A 14210-nucleotide genomic window follows, 5' to 3' on the forward strand; every position below is an offset into this window, starting at 1 on the left:
CGGGCCCGCGGCGCCCCGGCGGCGCCCGGCCTCAGCCGAAGACGGCCAGGCTCTTGGCCTTGCCCCGGTGTTCCTCCACCAGCGCGACGAACCGGCCCTCGGGCCCGAAGACCGCGACGGCACCGGCTCCCGCGTACTCGTCGGGCATGTCCAGCCGTACGCCGTTGGTGAGCAGCCGCGCGCGCCTGGCGTCCACGTCCCAGCGCGGGAAGGCCGCGCCGGCCGCCTCCGCGATCGGCATCACGGTCAGGTCCTGCTGGAGCTGGTCCAGCGTCCTGGCCGAATCCAGCTTGTACGGGCCCACGCGGGTGCGCCGCAGGGCGGTGAGGTGGCCGCCGACGCCCAGGTCGGCGCCCAGGTCACGGGCGAGGGCCCGGATGTAGGTGCCGGAGGAGCAGACCACCGACACCACCAGGTCCAGCACCGGGGTGCCGTCCTCGGCGACGGCGTCGCGGACGTCGTAGACCGCGAAGGAGGAGACGGTGACCGGCCGGGCCGGGATGTCGAACTCCTCGCCCTCGCGGGCCCGCTTGTAGGAGCGCACGCCGTTGATCTTGATGGCGCTGACCTTGGACGGCACCTGCATGATGTCGCCGGTCAGCTTGGCGATGGCCGCGTCGATGGCGTCCCGGGTGACCTTCGAGGCGTCCACCGACCCCGTGATCTCGCCCTCGGCGTCATCGGTCAGCGTCGTCTGCCCGAGCCTGATGGTGCCCAGGTACTCCTTCTCGGTGAGGGCCAGGTGCCCGAGGAGCTTGGTGGCCCGCTCCACGCCGAGGACGAGGACGCCCGTGGCCATCGGGTCGAGCGTGCCGGCGTGGCCGACGCGCCGGGTCTTCGCGATGCCCCGCATCTTGGCGACGACGTCGTGCGAAGTGAAGCCCGACGGCTTGTCGACGATGACAAGGCCGTCGGGCGTGGTGTGCTTGGCGGTCATTCGGTGGTGTCGTCCGTCTCGTCGTCCTCGGTGCCCGGCTTCTTGTACGGGTCCGCCCCACCGGCGTACGCGGCTCCCGCGGACGCCTCGCGCACCTTCGCGTCGGACTGGCGCGCCTTGTCGAGGAGGTCCTCGATGGTCCGGGCGGTGTCCGGCAGGGCGTCCATGACGAAGGTCAGGGTCGGCGTGAACTTCACGCCTGCCGCCCTGCCGACCTCGGAGCGCAGGATGCCCTTGGCGCTCTCCAGGCCCGCGGCGGCGGCCTTGCGCTCCTCGTCGTCCCCGTACACCGTGTAGAAGACGGTCGCCTCCCGCAGGTCACCCGTCACCCGGGTGTCCGTGATGGTGACGTGCGAGCCGAGCCGCGGGTCCTTGATCCCGCGCTGCAGCTTCTGGGCCACCACCTCTCGGATGAGGTCCGCCAGCCTTTTCGCCCGCGCGTTGTCGGCCACTGGTCCGTCTCCCGTTCTTTCTTCTTCTGCGTTCTGTGGTGTGCTCTAGTCGTCTTCGCCGTGGAAGCGCCGTCTGACGGACAGCAGTTCCACCTCGGGGCGGCCGGCGACCAGCCGTTCGCACCGGTCCAGCAGGCCGGACAGGTGTGCCGCGTCGCCGGAGACCGCGGCGAGGCCGATGACGGCCCGCCGGTGGAGGTTCATGTGGTCCACCTCGGCCGCGCTCACCGCGTACTTGCGCTGGAGCTCGGCGACGATCGGGCGGACGACGGAGCGCTTCTCCTTCAGCGAGTGGACGTCGCCGAGGAGCAGGTCGAAGGACAGAGTCCCCACGTACATGTGTGTGACCGGGTTGCCCGCCGGTACGGGGTCGATGGTCCTGCCGTCGGTGTGGGCAGGGACATCAAGAACGGTACCGCGATCCCGCCGCCGTCTCGACGGGGTTTCCCGGCGGTGCCGCAGACAGCGGCCGGCCGGCCGGCGGGAGCAGTTCCCGCCGGCCGGCCGGAGCCGTGGGGTGTCACACCCGCGGCTTCTCGCGCATCTCGTAGGTCGCGATGACGTCGTCGACCTTGATGTCGTTGAAGTTTCCGAGGTTGATACCGCCCTCGAAGCCTTCACGGATCTCGGTGACGTCGTCCTTGAAGCGACGCAGACCCTCGATGGTGAGGTTCTCCGCGATGACCTTGCCGTCGCGCAGCAGGCGCGCCTTGGTGTTGCGCCTGACCTCGCCGGAGCGGATGAGTACACCGGCGATGTTGCCCAGCTTGGACGAGCGGAAGACCTCGCGGATCTCCGCCGTACCGAGCTCGACCTCTTCGAACTCCGGCTTGAGCATGCCCTTGAGGGCCGCCTCGATCTCCTCGATCGCCTGGTAGATGACCGAGTAGTACCGGACGTCCACACCCTCGCGCTCGGCCATCTGCTGCGCACGCCCGGCGGCGCGCACGTTGAAGCCGATCACGATGGCGTCGGAGCCCATCGCCAGGTCGATGTCGGACTCCGTGACCGCACCGACGCCGCGGTGCAGGACGCGGATGTCGACCTCTTCGCCGACGTCCAGCTGGAGCAGGGAGGATTCCAGAGCCTCGACCGATCCGGACGCGTCGCCCTTGATGATCAGGTTCAGCTGCTGGACCTCGCCGGCCTTCAGCACCTTGTCCAGGTCCTCCAGCGACACGCGGCGCGTGCGCTTGGCGAACGCGGCGTTCCGCTCGCGGGCGGCGCGCTTCTCCGCGATCTGGCGGGCCGTACGGTCCTCCTCGACCACGATGAAGTTGTCACCGGCACCCGGGACGTTGGTCAGACCCAGCACCTGGACCGGCGTGGACGGACCCGCCTCGGCGACGTTGTTGCCGTTGTCGTCGAGCATGGCGCGGACGCGGCCGTAGGCGTCGCCCACCACCATCGTGTCGCCGACCCGGAGGGTGCCTCGCTGGACGAGGACCGTCGCCACGGCACCGCGGCCGCGGTCGAGACGGGACTCGATCGAGATGCCCTGCGCGTCCTGGTTCGGGTTGGCCCGCAGGTCGAGCGAGGCGTCGGCCGTGAGGATCACGGCCTCCAGCAGCGAGTCGATGTGCAGACCCTGCTTGGCGGAGATGTCGACGAACATCGTGTCGCCGCCGTACTCCTCGGCCACCAGGCCGTACTCGGTCAGCTGACCGCGCACCTTGGTCGGGTCGGCGCCCTCGACGTCGATCTTGTTGACCGCGACGACGATCGGGACGTCGGCCGCCTTGGCGTGGTTGAGCGCCTCGACCGTCTGCGGCATGACGCCGTCGTTGGCCGCGACGACCAGGATCGCGATGTCGGTCGACTTCGCACCACGGGCACGCATGGCGGTGAACGCCTCGTGACCCGGGGTGTCGATGAAGGTGATCTTGCGATCCTCTTCGTTGACCTCGGTCGTGACCTGGTAGGCACCGATGTGCTGGGTGATGCCGCCGGCCTCGCCCGCGATGACGTTCGTCTTGCGGATGGCGTCGAGCAGTCGGGTCTTTCCGTGGTCGACGTGACCCATGACGGTGACCACCGGCGGACGGACGACCAGGTCCTCCTCGGAGCCCTCGTCCTCACCGAACTCGAGGTCGAAGGACTCGAGGAGCTCGCGGTCCTCCTCCTCCGGGCTGACGATCTGAACCGTGTAGTTCATCTCGCTCGCCAGGAGCTCCAGCGTCTCGTCGGAGACCGACTGGGTCGCGGTGACCATCTCGCCGAGGTTCATCATGACCGCGACGAGCGACGCCGGGTTGGCGTTGATCTTCTCCGCGAAGTCGGTGAGCGACGCACCGCGCGACAGGCGAATGGTCTCGCCGTTGCCGCGAGGCAGCATCACGCCGCCGACCGACGGGGCCTGCATGGCCTCGTACTCCTGGCGCCTCTGCCGCTTCGACTTGCGGCCGCGACGCGCGGGACCGCCGGGACGGCCGAAGGCGCCCTGCGTGCCACCACGGCCACCGGGACCGCCGGGACGACCGCCGAAGCCGGGACGGCCACCGCCGCCGCCGAAGCCGCCGCCGCCACCACCGGGACGGCCGGCGAAACCGCCGCCGCCACCGGGACGACCGCCGCCACCGCCGCCGGGACGGCCGGCGAAGCCGCCGCCCGGACGACCGGCACCGCCGGGACGACCGGCACCGGCCGGGCCACGACCGCCACCGGGGCCGGGACGCGGGCCGGCAGCGGGACGCTGCGGCATCATGCCGGGGTTCGGACGCGGGCCACCCGGACGGGGACCGCCCGGACCGCCCTGCGGACGCGGCATCGAGCCCGGGGTCGGACGGGGACCGCCCGGAGCCTGGGGACGCGGGCCGCCGCCCTGGCCGCCCGGAGCCTGCGGACGCGGGCCGGCGCCGGGGGCACCGGGACCGGGACGCGGGCCGCCCTGCGGACGGGGCGCCTGCGGGCGCGCCATGCCGGCGTTGCCACCGGAGGTGAAGGGATTGTTGCCCGGACGCGGGCCGGCGGTACGGCCGCCGGGACGCGGCGCCGGGGCGCCGGGACGCTGGCCACCGGGACGGCCCTGGCCGCCCTGCTGGCCCTGGCCGGGAGCACCGGCCGGACGGCCACCGGGCTTGGGGGCGCCGGGACGCGCGCCGGGCTTCGGGCCGGACGGGGCCGGGGCCGACGGCGGCGCGGTGAACTCGGGCGCGGCCGGTGCCGGACGCGGAGCCGGCTTGGGACCCGGCGTCGGACGCGGGCCGGGGGCCGGCGCGGGCGCCGAGGGGGCCGCGGGCTGCTGGGCAGCCGGCGGCTTGGGTGCGGCCGGCCGCGGGGCAGCCGGACGTGCCGCCTGCGCCGGGGAGGGCGCGGCGGGCCTGGGGGTCGCCTTGCGGGGGGCGGGCTTGGCGGACTTGCCGTTGCCACCGCCCTGCTGGAAGGCGTCGGTCAGCTTGCGTACTACGGGCGCTTCGATCGTCGAAGACGCCGAACGGACGAATTCACCGAGTTCCTGGAGCTTGGCCATGACGACCTTGCTCTCCACGCCGAACTCCTTGGCGAGTTCGTAGACCCGGACCTTAGCCACTTCGCTCCTTTGAGGTCCGGGTTGCGTCCGGACCGTCGCTAGTTCATGGGCGTACTCATCGCGTACTCATCGAGTGCTCATCGCAATCTCGACCTGCTTTCGACTCGCGAGGTACCAGACCGCACGGGGTTCCGTGCGGCATTTCTTCCTTACCAGGTTGCTCTCAGCAACCCTGTGCCTGCTCGACGTAGTGGCGCAACGCCTTTACGTCGAGCGGTCCCGGGACGCGCAGCGCCCTCGGGAACGCCTTCCGGCGCACCGCCTGGTCGAGACAGACCGCGGCGGGGTGCACGTACGCACCCCGGCCGGGCAGCGTACCGCGAGGATCGGGGACGCACTCGCCCTCGATCACCACGGTCCGCAGCAGCTCGCTCTTGACCGCTCGCTCCCGGCACCCCACGCAGGTGCGCTCAGGGCATACGCGGGTACGTGTCCGGCCAGACACTCCTAAGTCTACCTCCCCGGACCGACCTCACCCCTTTGGGGCAAGAATCGAACACTTGCCGCGCACAATCCTGTCGTGATCTCAGCGACCTGCGGCTTGGATCTATTCCCCGGGCCGTTCACCCGCCTACTCGGACGGCTGCTCCGTGTCCGGCCGGATGTCGATCCGCCAGCCGGTCAGCCGGGCCGCGAGCCGGGCGTTCTGGCCCTCCTTGCCGATCGCCAGCGACAGCTGGTAGTCGGGCACGGTCACCCGTGCCGACCTGGCCGCCATGTCCACGACGTCCACCTTGGAGACGCGGGCCGGGGACAGCGCGTTCGCCACCATCTCGGCCGGGTCGTCCGACCAGTCGACGATGTCGATCTTCTCGCCGTTCAGCTCGCCCATCACGTTGCGCACCCGGCCGCCCATGGGGCCGATGCAGGCACCCTTGGCGTTCAGGCCCGAGCGGGTGGAGCGGACGGCGATCTTCGTGCGGTGGCCGGCCTCGCGGGCGATCGCGGCGATCTCGACCGAGCCGTCGGCGATCTCCGGCACCTCCAGGGCGAAGAGCTTCTTCACCAGATTGGGGTGCGTGCGCGACAGCGTCACGGACGGACCCCGCACACCCTTGGCCACCCGGACGACGTACGACCTGAGCCGCATGCCGTGCGGGTAGGTCTCGCCGGGCACCTGCTCCTGCACCGGCAGGATGGCCTCCAGCTTGCCGATGTCGACCAGCACGTTCTTCGGGTCGCGGCCCTGCTGGACCACGCCGGTGACGATGTCGCCCTCGCGGCCCGCGTACTCACCGAGCGTCGCGTCGTCCTCGGCGTCGCGCAGCCGCTGCAGGATGACCTGCTTGGCGGTGGTGGCGGCGATACGGCCGAAGCCGGACGGGGTGTCGTCGAACTCGCGGGGCTCCTGGCCCTCTTCGAGGTCGGCGGGGTCCTCCTTCGCCCACACGGTCACATGTCCGGTCTCCCGGTTGAGCTCCACGCGCGCGTGCCGGCGGCTTCCCTCGGTGCGGTGATAGGCGATGAGGAGGGCCGACTCGATCGCCTCGACCAGCAGGTCGAAGGAGATCTCCTTCTCCCGGACCAAGCCCCGCAGGGCGCTCATGTCGATGTCCACGGCTACGCCTCCTCCTCTTCCGATGCGTCCTTCTTGTCCTTGCGGCCGAACTCGACCTGGACGCGCGCCTTGGCGATGTCTCCGAAGGAGAGCCTGCGCGCGGTGGGCTTGCGCCCCTTCACCCCGGGCACCTCGACGTCGACGCCCTCGTCGTCGACCGTCAGGATCCTGGCCACCAGCTCGTCGCCGTCCGCCAGCCGGAACCGCACCAGGCGGCCGGTGGCGCGCGTGTAGTGCCGGTGTTCCGTGAGGAGGCGTTCCGCGCCGGGGGTTCCGACCTCGAGGGTGTACTCACCCGGGCCCATCGCGTCCGTCTCGTCGAGCTTCGCCGAGAGCGCGCGGCTCACATCGGCGATCCGGTCCAGGTCGGCACCGGTGTCGGAGTCGACGACGACACGCAGCACACGCTTGCGTCCGACCGAGTCCACCGCGATCTCCTCGAGATCCAGGCCCTGGGAGCCGACTAGGGGCTCCAGCAGTTCTCGCAGCCTCTCGCTCTGGGTGGTGCTCATCCGGGTGACTCCTCGGCCGCGTGTGCTGTTGTGGGATGGGTCGCGTGTCAGGTCAAAGGGTATCCGGTCCCGGGGGGTGTTGCCGTCCACCCGGGCTCGGCGGTGCCGGTGAGTGGTGCGGGGCGCGGGCACGGGTACCGTGATCACGGGCGTACCGCCCGTGCTCAAGTTTGTGCGTATTCCGACCGTATTCGACTTTCTCTCACCTTCCTCCCGTATTTCTTCGCTCTTCCTTCCGTGTTCGTTCCGCGTTCGTTCCGCACGAGTTCCCGAGGACGTCTGCCGTGCCGTTCCCCTCATCGCCGCGCATCCCTTCGGGACCGCGCAGAAGGAGCCTGCTCGCCTCGGCCGCCGGGGCCGCCCTGCTCGTCGGCTGCTCCGGCGGCTTTGGCCCGGACGCCCCGGACGCCGGCCAGTCGGCCGCCGACCGGGCACGCGCGCGTGCGGCACGGGACAGCGAGGCGCTGGCCGAGCGGTACGACGCGGTGATCGCGGCCCACCCCCGCCTGGCCGGGCGGCTGCGGCCGCTGCGGGAGGAGGTCCTGCGGCACGCGGAGGCGTTCGGGGCCGGGCGGACGGCGTCCCCGAAGGCGTCGCCCTCCGTCTCCGCGCGGGCCGCAGGACCGGGGCGCGACCCCGGTGCCGTACCGGCGACGGAGAAGGAGGCGCTCGCACACCTCGCGGGCGCCGAGCGGGAGCTGGCCGACCGGCGGGCCGGGGCGCTGCTGAAGGTGCCCGGCGAGCTGGCCAGGCTGATGGCCTCGGTGTCGGCGGCCGGGGCGGCGCACGTGTACCTGCTGACGGAGAGTGACGGATGAGCGAGGCGGAGGACCGGGAGCTGGACGCCCTCCAGGCGGCGCTGGCGGCCGAGCACGCGGCCGTGTACGGCTACGGGGTCGTCGGCGGGCGGATCGGCGAGGAACGGCGGGCCGAGGCGCGGGCGGCGTACGACGCGCACCGGGCGCGGCGCGACGTGCTGGCCCGCGACGTACGGGACCTCGGGGGCCGGCCGGTCGCCGCGGCCGCCGGGTACGCGCTGCCGTTCGCGGTGCCGGACCAGCGGGCGGCGGCGCGGCTGGCGGCCGAGCTGGAGGACCGGGTCGCCGGGGTCTACTCGGACCTGGTGCGGGCGGCTGGCGGCGAGCGGCGGGCCGCGGCGGCGCAGGCGCTGCGGGAGGCGGCGGTCCGGGCGGTTCGCTGGCGCGGCGGGAGCGTAGCCTTCCCTGGGCTCGCCGAGCGGGCGGGCACCGCAGGGGCCCCGGCGACACCGACGGCGTGACACGGACGGAATCCCCGTACGGGAAGGGAACGGACTCGCGCATGGCTTTCGAACCGCCGCGGCGCCTGGTCAGGGCGCTCGGTGAGACGGCTCCGGACGGTGACGGCTGGTTGGAGCGGCTGCCCGGGACGGTGCGCCAGGCCGTGGCGCTGCGCGGGTTGACCGTGGAGCGGGTGCAGGTGCCCGGCGGACGCAGCAGCCTGGTGCTCCTGGTCCGGACCGCCGACGGCACGCCCGCGGTGCTCAAGCTGGCTCCGCGCCGGGCCCGCCCGGAGTGCGAGCGGGCCGCGCTCGCGCACTGGAACGGTCGGGGCGCCGTACGTCTGCTGGAGCCGTTCACCACCGAGGGCGAGCTGCTGCTGGAGCGGCTGCACCCGGACGTGTCGGTGCGGTCGCTGCCGGAGGCGAAGGCGCTGCTGGAGGCGGCGGGCACGCTGCGCCGGCTGTGGGTCGAGCCGCCCGCCGGGCACTCCTTCGAGTCCGTCGCCGAGCGGACCGCGCGGCAGGCCGCCGCGATGCGGGCGGGCGCGGAGGCCGATCCGGAGGCGGCGCCGCTGGTGGACGCGGCCCTCGCGGTGCGCGACGAACTGATGGCCGAGCCGCCCGAGGACCGGCTGCTGCACGGCACCTTCCGGCAGAGCAAGGTGCTGGCCGGGGACCGGATGCCGTGGCTGGCCGTGGGGCCCGACCCGGTGGTCGGCGAGCCCGCCTTCGACCTGGCCCGGCTGGTGCGGGACCGCGTGGAGGACCTGATCGCCCAGACGTCGGGCCCCTCGACGACCCGGCGGCGGGTGAAGCGGCTCGCCGAGTCGCTGGAGGTCGACCAGGAACGGCTGCGCGGCTGGACGCTGTTCCGGGCCGTGGAGTCGGGGGTGCGGGCCCGCCGGGTCGGCCGGGAGCAGGACGCGGAGCTCCTCCTGGAGTTCGCGTCCTGGCTGTAGGCCACCACGGCCTCCGGCGACTCCACACCGTTTCGGGGTGTGGCGTGCGTCCGGGTCCGGGCGGGCGCCCGTCGTCGTACGGCCCTTCCGGCGGCCTGATGACCCGGCTCCCCCGTGACCGCCAGGGGCGGTGGCGAGTCTGGCGTGCGTCCGAGTTCGGCGGGTGTCCCATCGACTTGATGACCCGGCTCCTCCGTGACGGCCAGGGGCGGTGGCGGGTCTGGCGGGCGTGTGGCGTGCGCCCGGGCTCCGGCGGGCGCCCGTCCTCGTGCGGCCCTTCCGGCGGCCTGATGACCCGGTGCCCTGTGGCCGCCGGGGGCCGTGGCGGCGGGTGGGCGTCGCGCAATCGGCGTTGCGGCGGGTGTCCGGCCCCGTGTGAGGTGCGTGGGCGGGCTCTTGTCGCAGGGCGGTGATTTGCGCGCTGACTGGCCGCGCACCCGCCATACGGGCGGACGGGCCCCTCAACCGCCACACGTCCACCGGACCCGGCGTCGGGGGTGCGCGACGCCGTCATGGTGTGGACGGGGACCGCTGGGCGCACGCCACAGGGGGCGCCCGCACAACGCGGGCGCCCCCTGTGGGGTCGGCTCAGGCGGTCAGGCGGGCGATGGCCTCCTCGACCGGCAGTTCCTCACGCTCACCGGTGCGGCGGTCCTTGAGCTCGACCACGCCCTCGGCGGAGCGCCGCCCGGCGACCAGGATCTGGGGGACGCCGATCAGCTCGGCGTCCGTGAACTTCACGCCCGGGGACACCCCGGCCCGGTCGTCGACCAGGACGCGGACACCGGCGGCCGCCAGCTTCTCGGAGACGTCCAGGGCCAGCTCGGTCTGCAGGGCCTTGCCGGCGGCGACCACGTGGACGTCGGCCGGGGCGACCTCCTTGGGCCACACGAGGCCCTTGTCGTCGGCGTGCTGCTCGGCGAGGGCGGCGACCGCGCGGGAGACGCCGATGCCGTAGGAGCCCATGGTGACGCGGACCGGCTTGCCGTTCTGGCCGAGGACGTCCAGCTTGAGGGCGTCGGTGTACTTGCGGCCCAGCTGGAAGATGTGGCCGATCTCGATGGCGCGGTCCAGCTTGAGGCCGGTGCCGCACTTGGGGCAGGGGTCGCCCTCCTGCACGACCACGACGTCGACGTACTCGTCGACCTCGAAGTCACGGCCCGCCACGACGTTCTTGGCGTGCGTGTGCTCCTTGTTGGCGCCGGTGATCCAGACCGTGCCGGGAGCGACCCGCGGGTCGGCGATGTACTTCACCTTGTCCAGGCCCTGCGGACCGACGTAGCCGCGGACCAGGTCGGGACGGGCCGTGAAGTCGTCGACGGTGACCAGCTCGACGGCGGCCGGGGCGAAGTGCGCCTCGACCTTGTCCATGTCGACCTCGCGGTCGCCGGGGACGCCCACGGCGACGATCTCGCCGTCCACCTTGACGAGGAGGTTCTTCAGGGTGGCGGACGCCGGGACGCCGAGGGACGCGGCGAGGGTCTCGATGGTCGGGGTGTCCGGGGTGGGGATGTCCTCGGCGGCGGGGACGTCCGCGGCGTCCACCGGCTTCAGCTCGTAGGTGATCGCCTCGGTGTTGGCGGCGTAGTCGCAGTTCGGGCAGTCCGCAAAGGTGTCCTCGCCGGCCTCGGCCGGGGCGAGGAACTCCTCGGACTTGGAGCCGCCCATCGCGCCGGCGGTCGCGGCGACGATGCGGTAGTCGAGGCCGAGGCGCTCGAAGATGCGCTGGTAGGCCTCGCGGTGCAGGGCGTAGGACTCGGCCAGGCCCTCGTCGGCGGTGTCGAAGGAGTAGGAGTCCTTCATCAGGAACTCGCGGCCGCGCAGGATGCCGGCGCGGGGCCGGGCCTCGTCGCGGTACTTGCTCTGGATCTGGTAGAGGATGACCGGCAGGTCCTTGTAGGAGGACGCCTGGTCCTTGACCAGGAGGGTGAAGATCTCCTCGTGGGTGGGGCCGAGGAGGTAGTCGCCGCCCTTGCGGTCCTGGAGGCGGAACAGCTCACCGCCGTACTCGTTCCACCGGCCGGTCGCCTCGTACGGCTCGCGCGGCAGCAGGGCGGGAAGCAGCACCTCCTGGCCGCCGATGGCGTCCATCTCCTCGCGGACGATGCGCTCCACGTTGCCGAGGACCTTCTTGCCGAGCGGCAGCCAGCTCCAGATGCCGGCGGCGGTGCGGCGCACATACCCGGCGCGGACCAGCAGCTTGTGGCTGAGGACCTCGGCGTCCGCCGGGTCGTCGCGCAGCGTCTTCGCCATCAACTGGGACATGCGCTGGACCGGTACGTTGGCCATGGTTCTCGTATCTCCTGCTGCGTAAGGGTGATGGCTAGGAGGTTAGCCGGGCCGTCCATCCCGGCGGAAATCGGTTATGGCCCGTCTAGCGCCGGCGCAGCGGCAGCGGGGCGCCCATCACGGCGTACGGCTTGGGGGCGCTGGGGAAGAGGACCTGCCGGGCGAGGTCCTGGTAGCCGAGGGAGCGGTAGAGGGCGCGGGCGGGGCTCTCGGTGTCGATCGCGGAGAGGATCGAACGGGGTTCGGTGGCGGCGTCGGTGATCGTGGTGATCAGGGAGCGGCCGATGCCGCGGTTCTGGTGGGCCGGGTGGACGTGCAGCTCGGTGATCACGAAGGAGTCGTCGAGCCAGTGCTCGTTGCCGCGGGCGCGCAGGTACGGCTCCACGACCGTCGACCACCAGTGGGTGCGGTCGTTGGGCATGCCGTAGACGAAGCCGACGAGCGTGCCGTGGACGGTCGCGCCGAGGGCCCTTGCTCCGCGGTAGGTCATGTGCCGCAGGACGATCTGGCGCCGTACGGCCACCTCGTCGGGGCCGAGGCCGAAGGCTTCGGCCTGGACGGCGAGGGCCTCGTCGACGTGGGCGGGGAGGTCCAAGGGGCCGATCACGAGGTCCATGGCGGGGAGCCTACCCGCGCGCTCCGCCGAATTACGCGGGAGCCGGAACGTCCCCCGACGAGACGCCCCCGCCCCCCGGCCGCCGGCCACCGGCCGCGTTTCAGAACAGGATGCTCATGAAGGCTCCGACCTCCCGGAACCCCACCCGCGCATACGTCCGCCGGGCCGCCGTGTTGAAGTCGTTCACGTACAGGCTCACCACGGGGGCCACGTCCGCGAGCGCGTAGCGCAGGACCGCCGCCATGCCCGGCGCCGCGAGGCCCTTGCCCCGGTACTCGGGTGCCACCCACACGCCCTGGATCTGGCAGGCGCGGTCGGTCGCGGCGCCGATCTCGGCCTTGAAGACGACGCGGCCGTCGGCGTCGAAGCGGGCGAAGGAGCGGCCCGCGCCGACGAGTTCGGCGACCCGGGCCTGGTAGAGCAGGCCGCCGTCGCCGGCCAGCGGGGAGACGCCGACCTCCTCGGTGAACATCGCCACGCACGCCGGCATGATCCGCTCCATCTCGTCCTTGCGGACGCGGCGGACGTAGGGGTCGGGGGCGATGTCGGCGGGCATGCGGTCGGTGACCATGAGGGGCTGCCGGCGGCGGACCTCGCGGGCGGGGCCCCAGCCGGGTTCGAGGAGCCGCCACAGCTGGGCGGTGGACTCGGCGGGGCCGACGATGGAGGAGCAGCGGCGCCCGGCCCGCCGGGCGCGGTCGGCGAAGGCGCGCACGGCGCGCGGGGTGGCGCAGATCGGGACGAGGTTGGCGCCCGCGTAGCACAGGGACGTCAGCATGCCGTCCTCGTACCAGCCCCACATCTCGCCGCCGAGCCGCCACGGGTCGAGGCCGGCGACCTGGACACGGGCGGTCACGAAGGCGTTCGCGACCGGCTCGCGGTCGAGGACGGCCAGCGCGGCGTCCAGGTCGCTCGGTTCGAGCACGCGGGAGGTGGTCTGCGTCAACACGTGCGGGGGCCTCACCCTGAGTTCTGCTGATCTCCGCACTGTACCTGGCGAAAATGTGCCGCGCCGCCCCCCTGGGGCAGCGCGACGGGGCAGGCAGGTCAGCCCGCGACGGAGACGGTCGGTTCGCCGGAGGCGGCGCCGTCCTTCTCCATCTGCTCGGCGAGCTTCATGGCCTCTTCGATGAGGGTTTCCACGATCTTGGACTCGGGGACGGTCTTGATGACCTCGCCCTTGACGAAGATCTGGCCCTTGCCGTTGCCGGAGGCGACGCCGAGGTCGGCTTCGCGGGCCTCGCCGGGGCCGTTGACGACGCAGCCCATGACGGCGACGCGCAGCGGGACGTCCATGCCGGTCAGGCCGGCGGTGACCTCTTCGGCGAGCGTGTACACGTCGACCTGGGCGCGGCCGCAGGACGGGCAGGAGACGATCTCCAGGCCGCGCTGGCGCAGGTTCAGCGACTCCAGGATCTGGATGCCGACCTTGACCTCCTCGACCGGCGGGGCCGACAGGGAGACGCGGATGGTGTCGCCGATGCCCTGCGAGAGCAGCGCGCCGAAGGCGACCGCCGACTTGATGGTGCCCTGGAACGCCGGGCCGGCCTCGGTCACCCCGAGGTGCAGCGGGTAGTCGCACTGCTCGGCGAGCTGCCGGTACGCCTCGATCATCACGACCGGGTCGTTGTGCTTCACCGAGATCTTGATGTCCCGGAAGTCGTGCTCCTCGAAGAGGGACGCCTCCCACAGCGCGCTCTCCACCAGCGCCTCCGGGGTGGCCTTGCCGTACTTCTGCAGCAGCCGCCGGTCCAGCGAGCCCGCGTTCACCCCGATGCGGATCGGCGTGCCGTGGTCCTTCGCCGCCCTGGCGATCTCCTTGACCTGGTCGTCGAACTTCTTGATGTTGCCCGGGTTCACCCGGACCGCCGCGCAGCCCGCCTCGATCGCGGCGAAGACGTACTTCGGCTGGAAGTGGATGTCCGCGATCACCGGGATCTGCGACTTCTTCGCGATCACCGCGAGCGCGTCGGCGTCGTCCTGCGTCGGACACGCCACCCGCACGATCTGGCAGCCCGACGCCGTCAGCTCCGCGATCTGCTGCAGCGTCGCACCGATGTCGGACGTACGGGTCGTGGTCATCGACTGCACGGACAC

General features: G+C 72.4%; 14 protein-coding genes. 3 read left to right on the top strand and 11 right to left on the bottom strand.

What is annotated here, in order from left to right:
- Nucleotides 1-31: 31 nt before the first annotated feature.
- From truB to rimP, 7 genes are all read right to left on the bottom strand, one after another.
- Nucleotides 32-937 carry a tRNA pseudouridine(55) synthase TruB gene (gene truB, locus H0H10_RS24455; RefSeq protein WP_188183247.1) on the bottom strand — a complete coding sequence of 302 codons (906 nt, stop codon included), beginning with the start codon at nucleotides 935-937 and terminating at the stop codon, nucleotides 32-34.
- Nucleotides 934-1389 carry a 30S ribosome-binding factor RbfA gene (gene rbfA, locus H0H10_RS24460; protein WP_188183248.1) on the bottom strand — a complete coding sequence of 152 codons (456 nt, stop codon included), beginning with the start codon at nucleotides 1387-1389 and terminating at the stop codon, nucleotides 934-936. The genes truB and rbfA overlap by 4 nt, the downstream gene beginning before the upstream one ends.
- 45 nt (nucleotides 1390-1434) lie before the next feature.
- A complete protein-coding gene (locus H0H10_RS24465) occupies nucleotides 1435-1728 on the bottom strand; it encodes a DUF503 domain-containing protein (RefSeq protein WP_188183249.1) in 294 nt (97 codons plus the stop codon).
- A gap of 181 nt (nucleotides 1729-1909) precedes the next feature.
- Nucleotides 1910-4918: a translation initiation factor IF-2 gene (gene infB, locus H0H10_RS40780; RefSeq protein ID WP_188183250.1), complete on the bottom strand. Its 3009-nt coding sequence runs from the start codon at nucleotides 4916-4918 to the stop codon at nucleotides 1910-1912.
- A 163-nt stretch (nucleotides 4919-5081) separates the two neighbouring features.
- The gene (locus H0H10_RS24475) at nucleotides 5082-5363 is read right to left on the bottom strand and encodes a YlxR family protein (RefSeq protein ID WP_188183251.1); all 282 of its coding nucleotides are present in this window, start codon (nucleotides 5361-5363) and stop codon (nucleotides 5082-5084) included.
- Between the two features lie 126 nt (nucleotides 5364-5489).
- Nucleotides 5490-6476, bottom strand: a complete 987-nt coding sequence (nusA, locus tag H0H10_RS24480) for a transcription termination factor NusA (RefSeq protein WP_188183252.1) — start codon at nucleotides 6474-6476, stop codon at nucleotides 5490-5492.
- 2 nt (nucleotides 6477-6478) lie between these two features.
- Nucleotides 6479-6988, bottom strand: a complete 510-nt coding sequence (gene rimP, locus H0H10_RS24485) for a ribosome maturation factor RimP (RefSeq protein WP_188183253.1) — start codon at nucleotides 6986-6988, stop codon at nucleotides 6479-6481.
- A gap of 284 nt (nucleotides 6989-7272) precedes the next feature.
- Here rimP and H0H10_RS24490 point away from each other — a divergent pair, with 284 nt between their 5' ends.
- Genes H0H10_RS24490 through H0H10_RS24500 form a run of 3 tightly spaced genes read left to right on the top strand, consistent with a single transcriptional unit; the run spans nucleotide 7273 to nucleotide 9208 of the window.
- Entirely contained in the window at nucleotides 7273-7806 is a 534-nt protein-coding gene (locus H0H10_RS24490; protein ID WP_188183254.1) for a hypothetical protein, read from the top strand.
- Nucleotides 7803-8267 (top strand): DUF4439 domain-containing protein, encoded by a 465-nt coding sequence (locus H0H10_RS24495; protein ID WP_188183255.1) that lies wholly within the window; start codon nucleotides 7803-7805, stop codon nucleotides 8265-8267. Before H0H10_RS24490 ends, H0H10_RS24495 begins: the two co-directional genes overlap by 4 nt.
- A gap of 41 nt (nucleotides 8268-8308) precedes the next feature.
- Nucleotides 8309-9208, top strand: a complete 900-nt coding sequence (locus tag H0H10_RS24500) for an aminoglycoside phosphotransferase family protein (protein WP_188183256.1) — start codon at nucleotides 8309-8311, stop codon at nucleotides 9206-9208.
- Between the two features lie 588 nt (nucleotides 9209-9796).
- Here the strand turns inward: H0H10_RS24500 and H0H10_RS24505 are convergent.
- The 4 genes from H0H10_RS24505 to ispG all read right to left on the bottom strand — a co-directional run.
- Nucleotides 9797-11497, bottom strand: a complete 1701-nt coding sequence (locus H0H10_RS24505) for a proline--tRNA ligase (RefSeq protein WP_188183257.1) — start codon at nucleotides 11495-11497, stop codon at nucleotides 9797-9799.
- Between the two features lie 85 nt (nucleotides 11498-11582).
- A complete protein-coding gene (locus tag H0H10_RS24510; RefSeq protein WP_188183258.1) occupies nucleotides 11583-12113 on the bottom strand; it encodes a GNAT family N-acetyltransferase in 531 nt (176 codons plus the stop codon).
- Between the two features lie 100 nt (nucleotides 12114-12213).
- Nucleotides 12214-13062 (bottom strand): GNAT family N-acetyltransferase, encoded by an 849-nt coding sequence (locus H0H10_RS24515; protein WP_188183259.1) that lies wholly within the window; start codon nucleotides 13060-13062, stop codon nucleotides 12214-12216.
- A gap of 98 nt (nucleotides 13063-13160) precedes the next feature.
- The coding region (gene ispG / locus H0H10_RS24520) for a flavodoxin-dependent (E)-4-hydroxy-3-methylbut-2-enyl-diphosphate synthase (RefSeq protein WP_188183260.1) at nucleotides 13161-14210 on the bottom strand (1050 nt) is incomplete at its 5' end.

Origin of the sequence: Streptomyces griseicoloratus (assembly GCF_014534645.1) — a bacterium.
GTDB lineage: Bacteria > Actinomycetota > Actinomycetes > Streptomycetales > Streptomycetaceae > Streptomyces > Streptomyces griseicoloratus.

Coding starts and splice junctions, on each gene's coding strand:
- truB (WP_188183247.1), bottom strand. CDS start 937: ATGACCGCCAAGCACACCACGCCCGACGGCCTTGTCATCGTCGACAAG.
- H0H10_RS24465 (WP_188183249.1), bottom strand. CDS start 1,728: ATGTACGTGGGGACTCTGTCCTTCGACCTGCTCCTCGGCGACGTCCAC.
- rimP (WP_188183253.1), bottom strand. CDS start 6,988: ATGAGCACCACCCAGAGCGAGAGGCTGCGAGAACTGCTGGAGCCCCTA.
- H0H10_RS24495 (WP_188183255.1), top strand. CDS start 7,803: ATGAGCGAGGCGGAGGACCGGGAGCTGGACGCCCTCCAGGCGGCGCTG.
- H0H10_RS24500 (WP_188183256.1), top strand. CDS start 8,309: ATGGCTTTCGAACCGCCGCGGCGCCTGGTCAGGGCGCTCGGTGAGACG.
- H0H10_RS24505 (WP_188183257.1), bottom strand. CDS start 11,497: ATGGCCAACGTACCGGTCCAGCGCATGTCCCAGTTGATGGCGAAGACG.
- H0H10_RS24510 (WP_188183258.1), bottom strand. CDS start 12,113: ATGGACCTCGTGATCGGCCCCTTGGACCTCCCCGCCCACGTCGACGAG.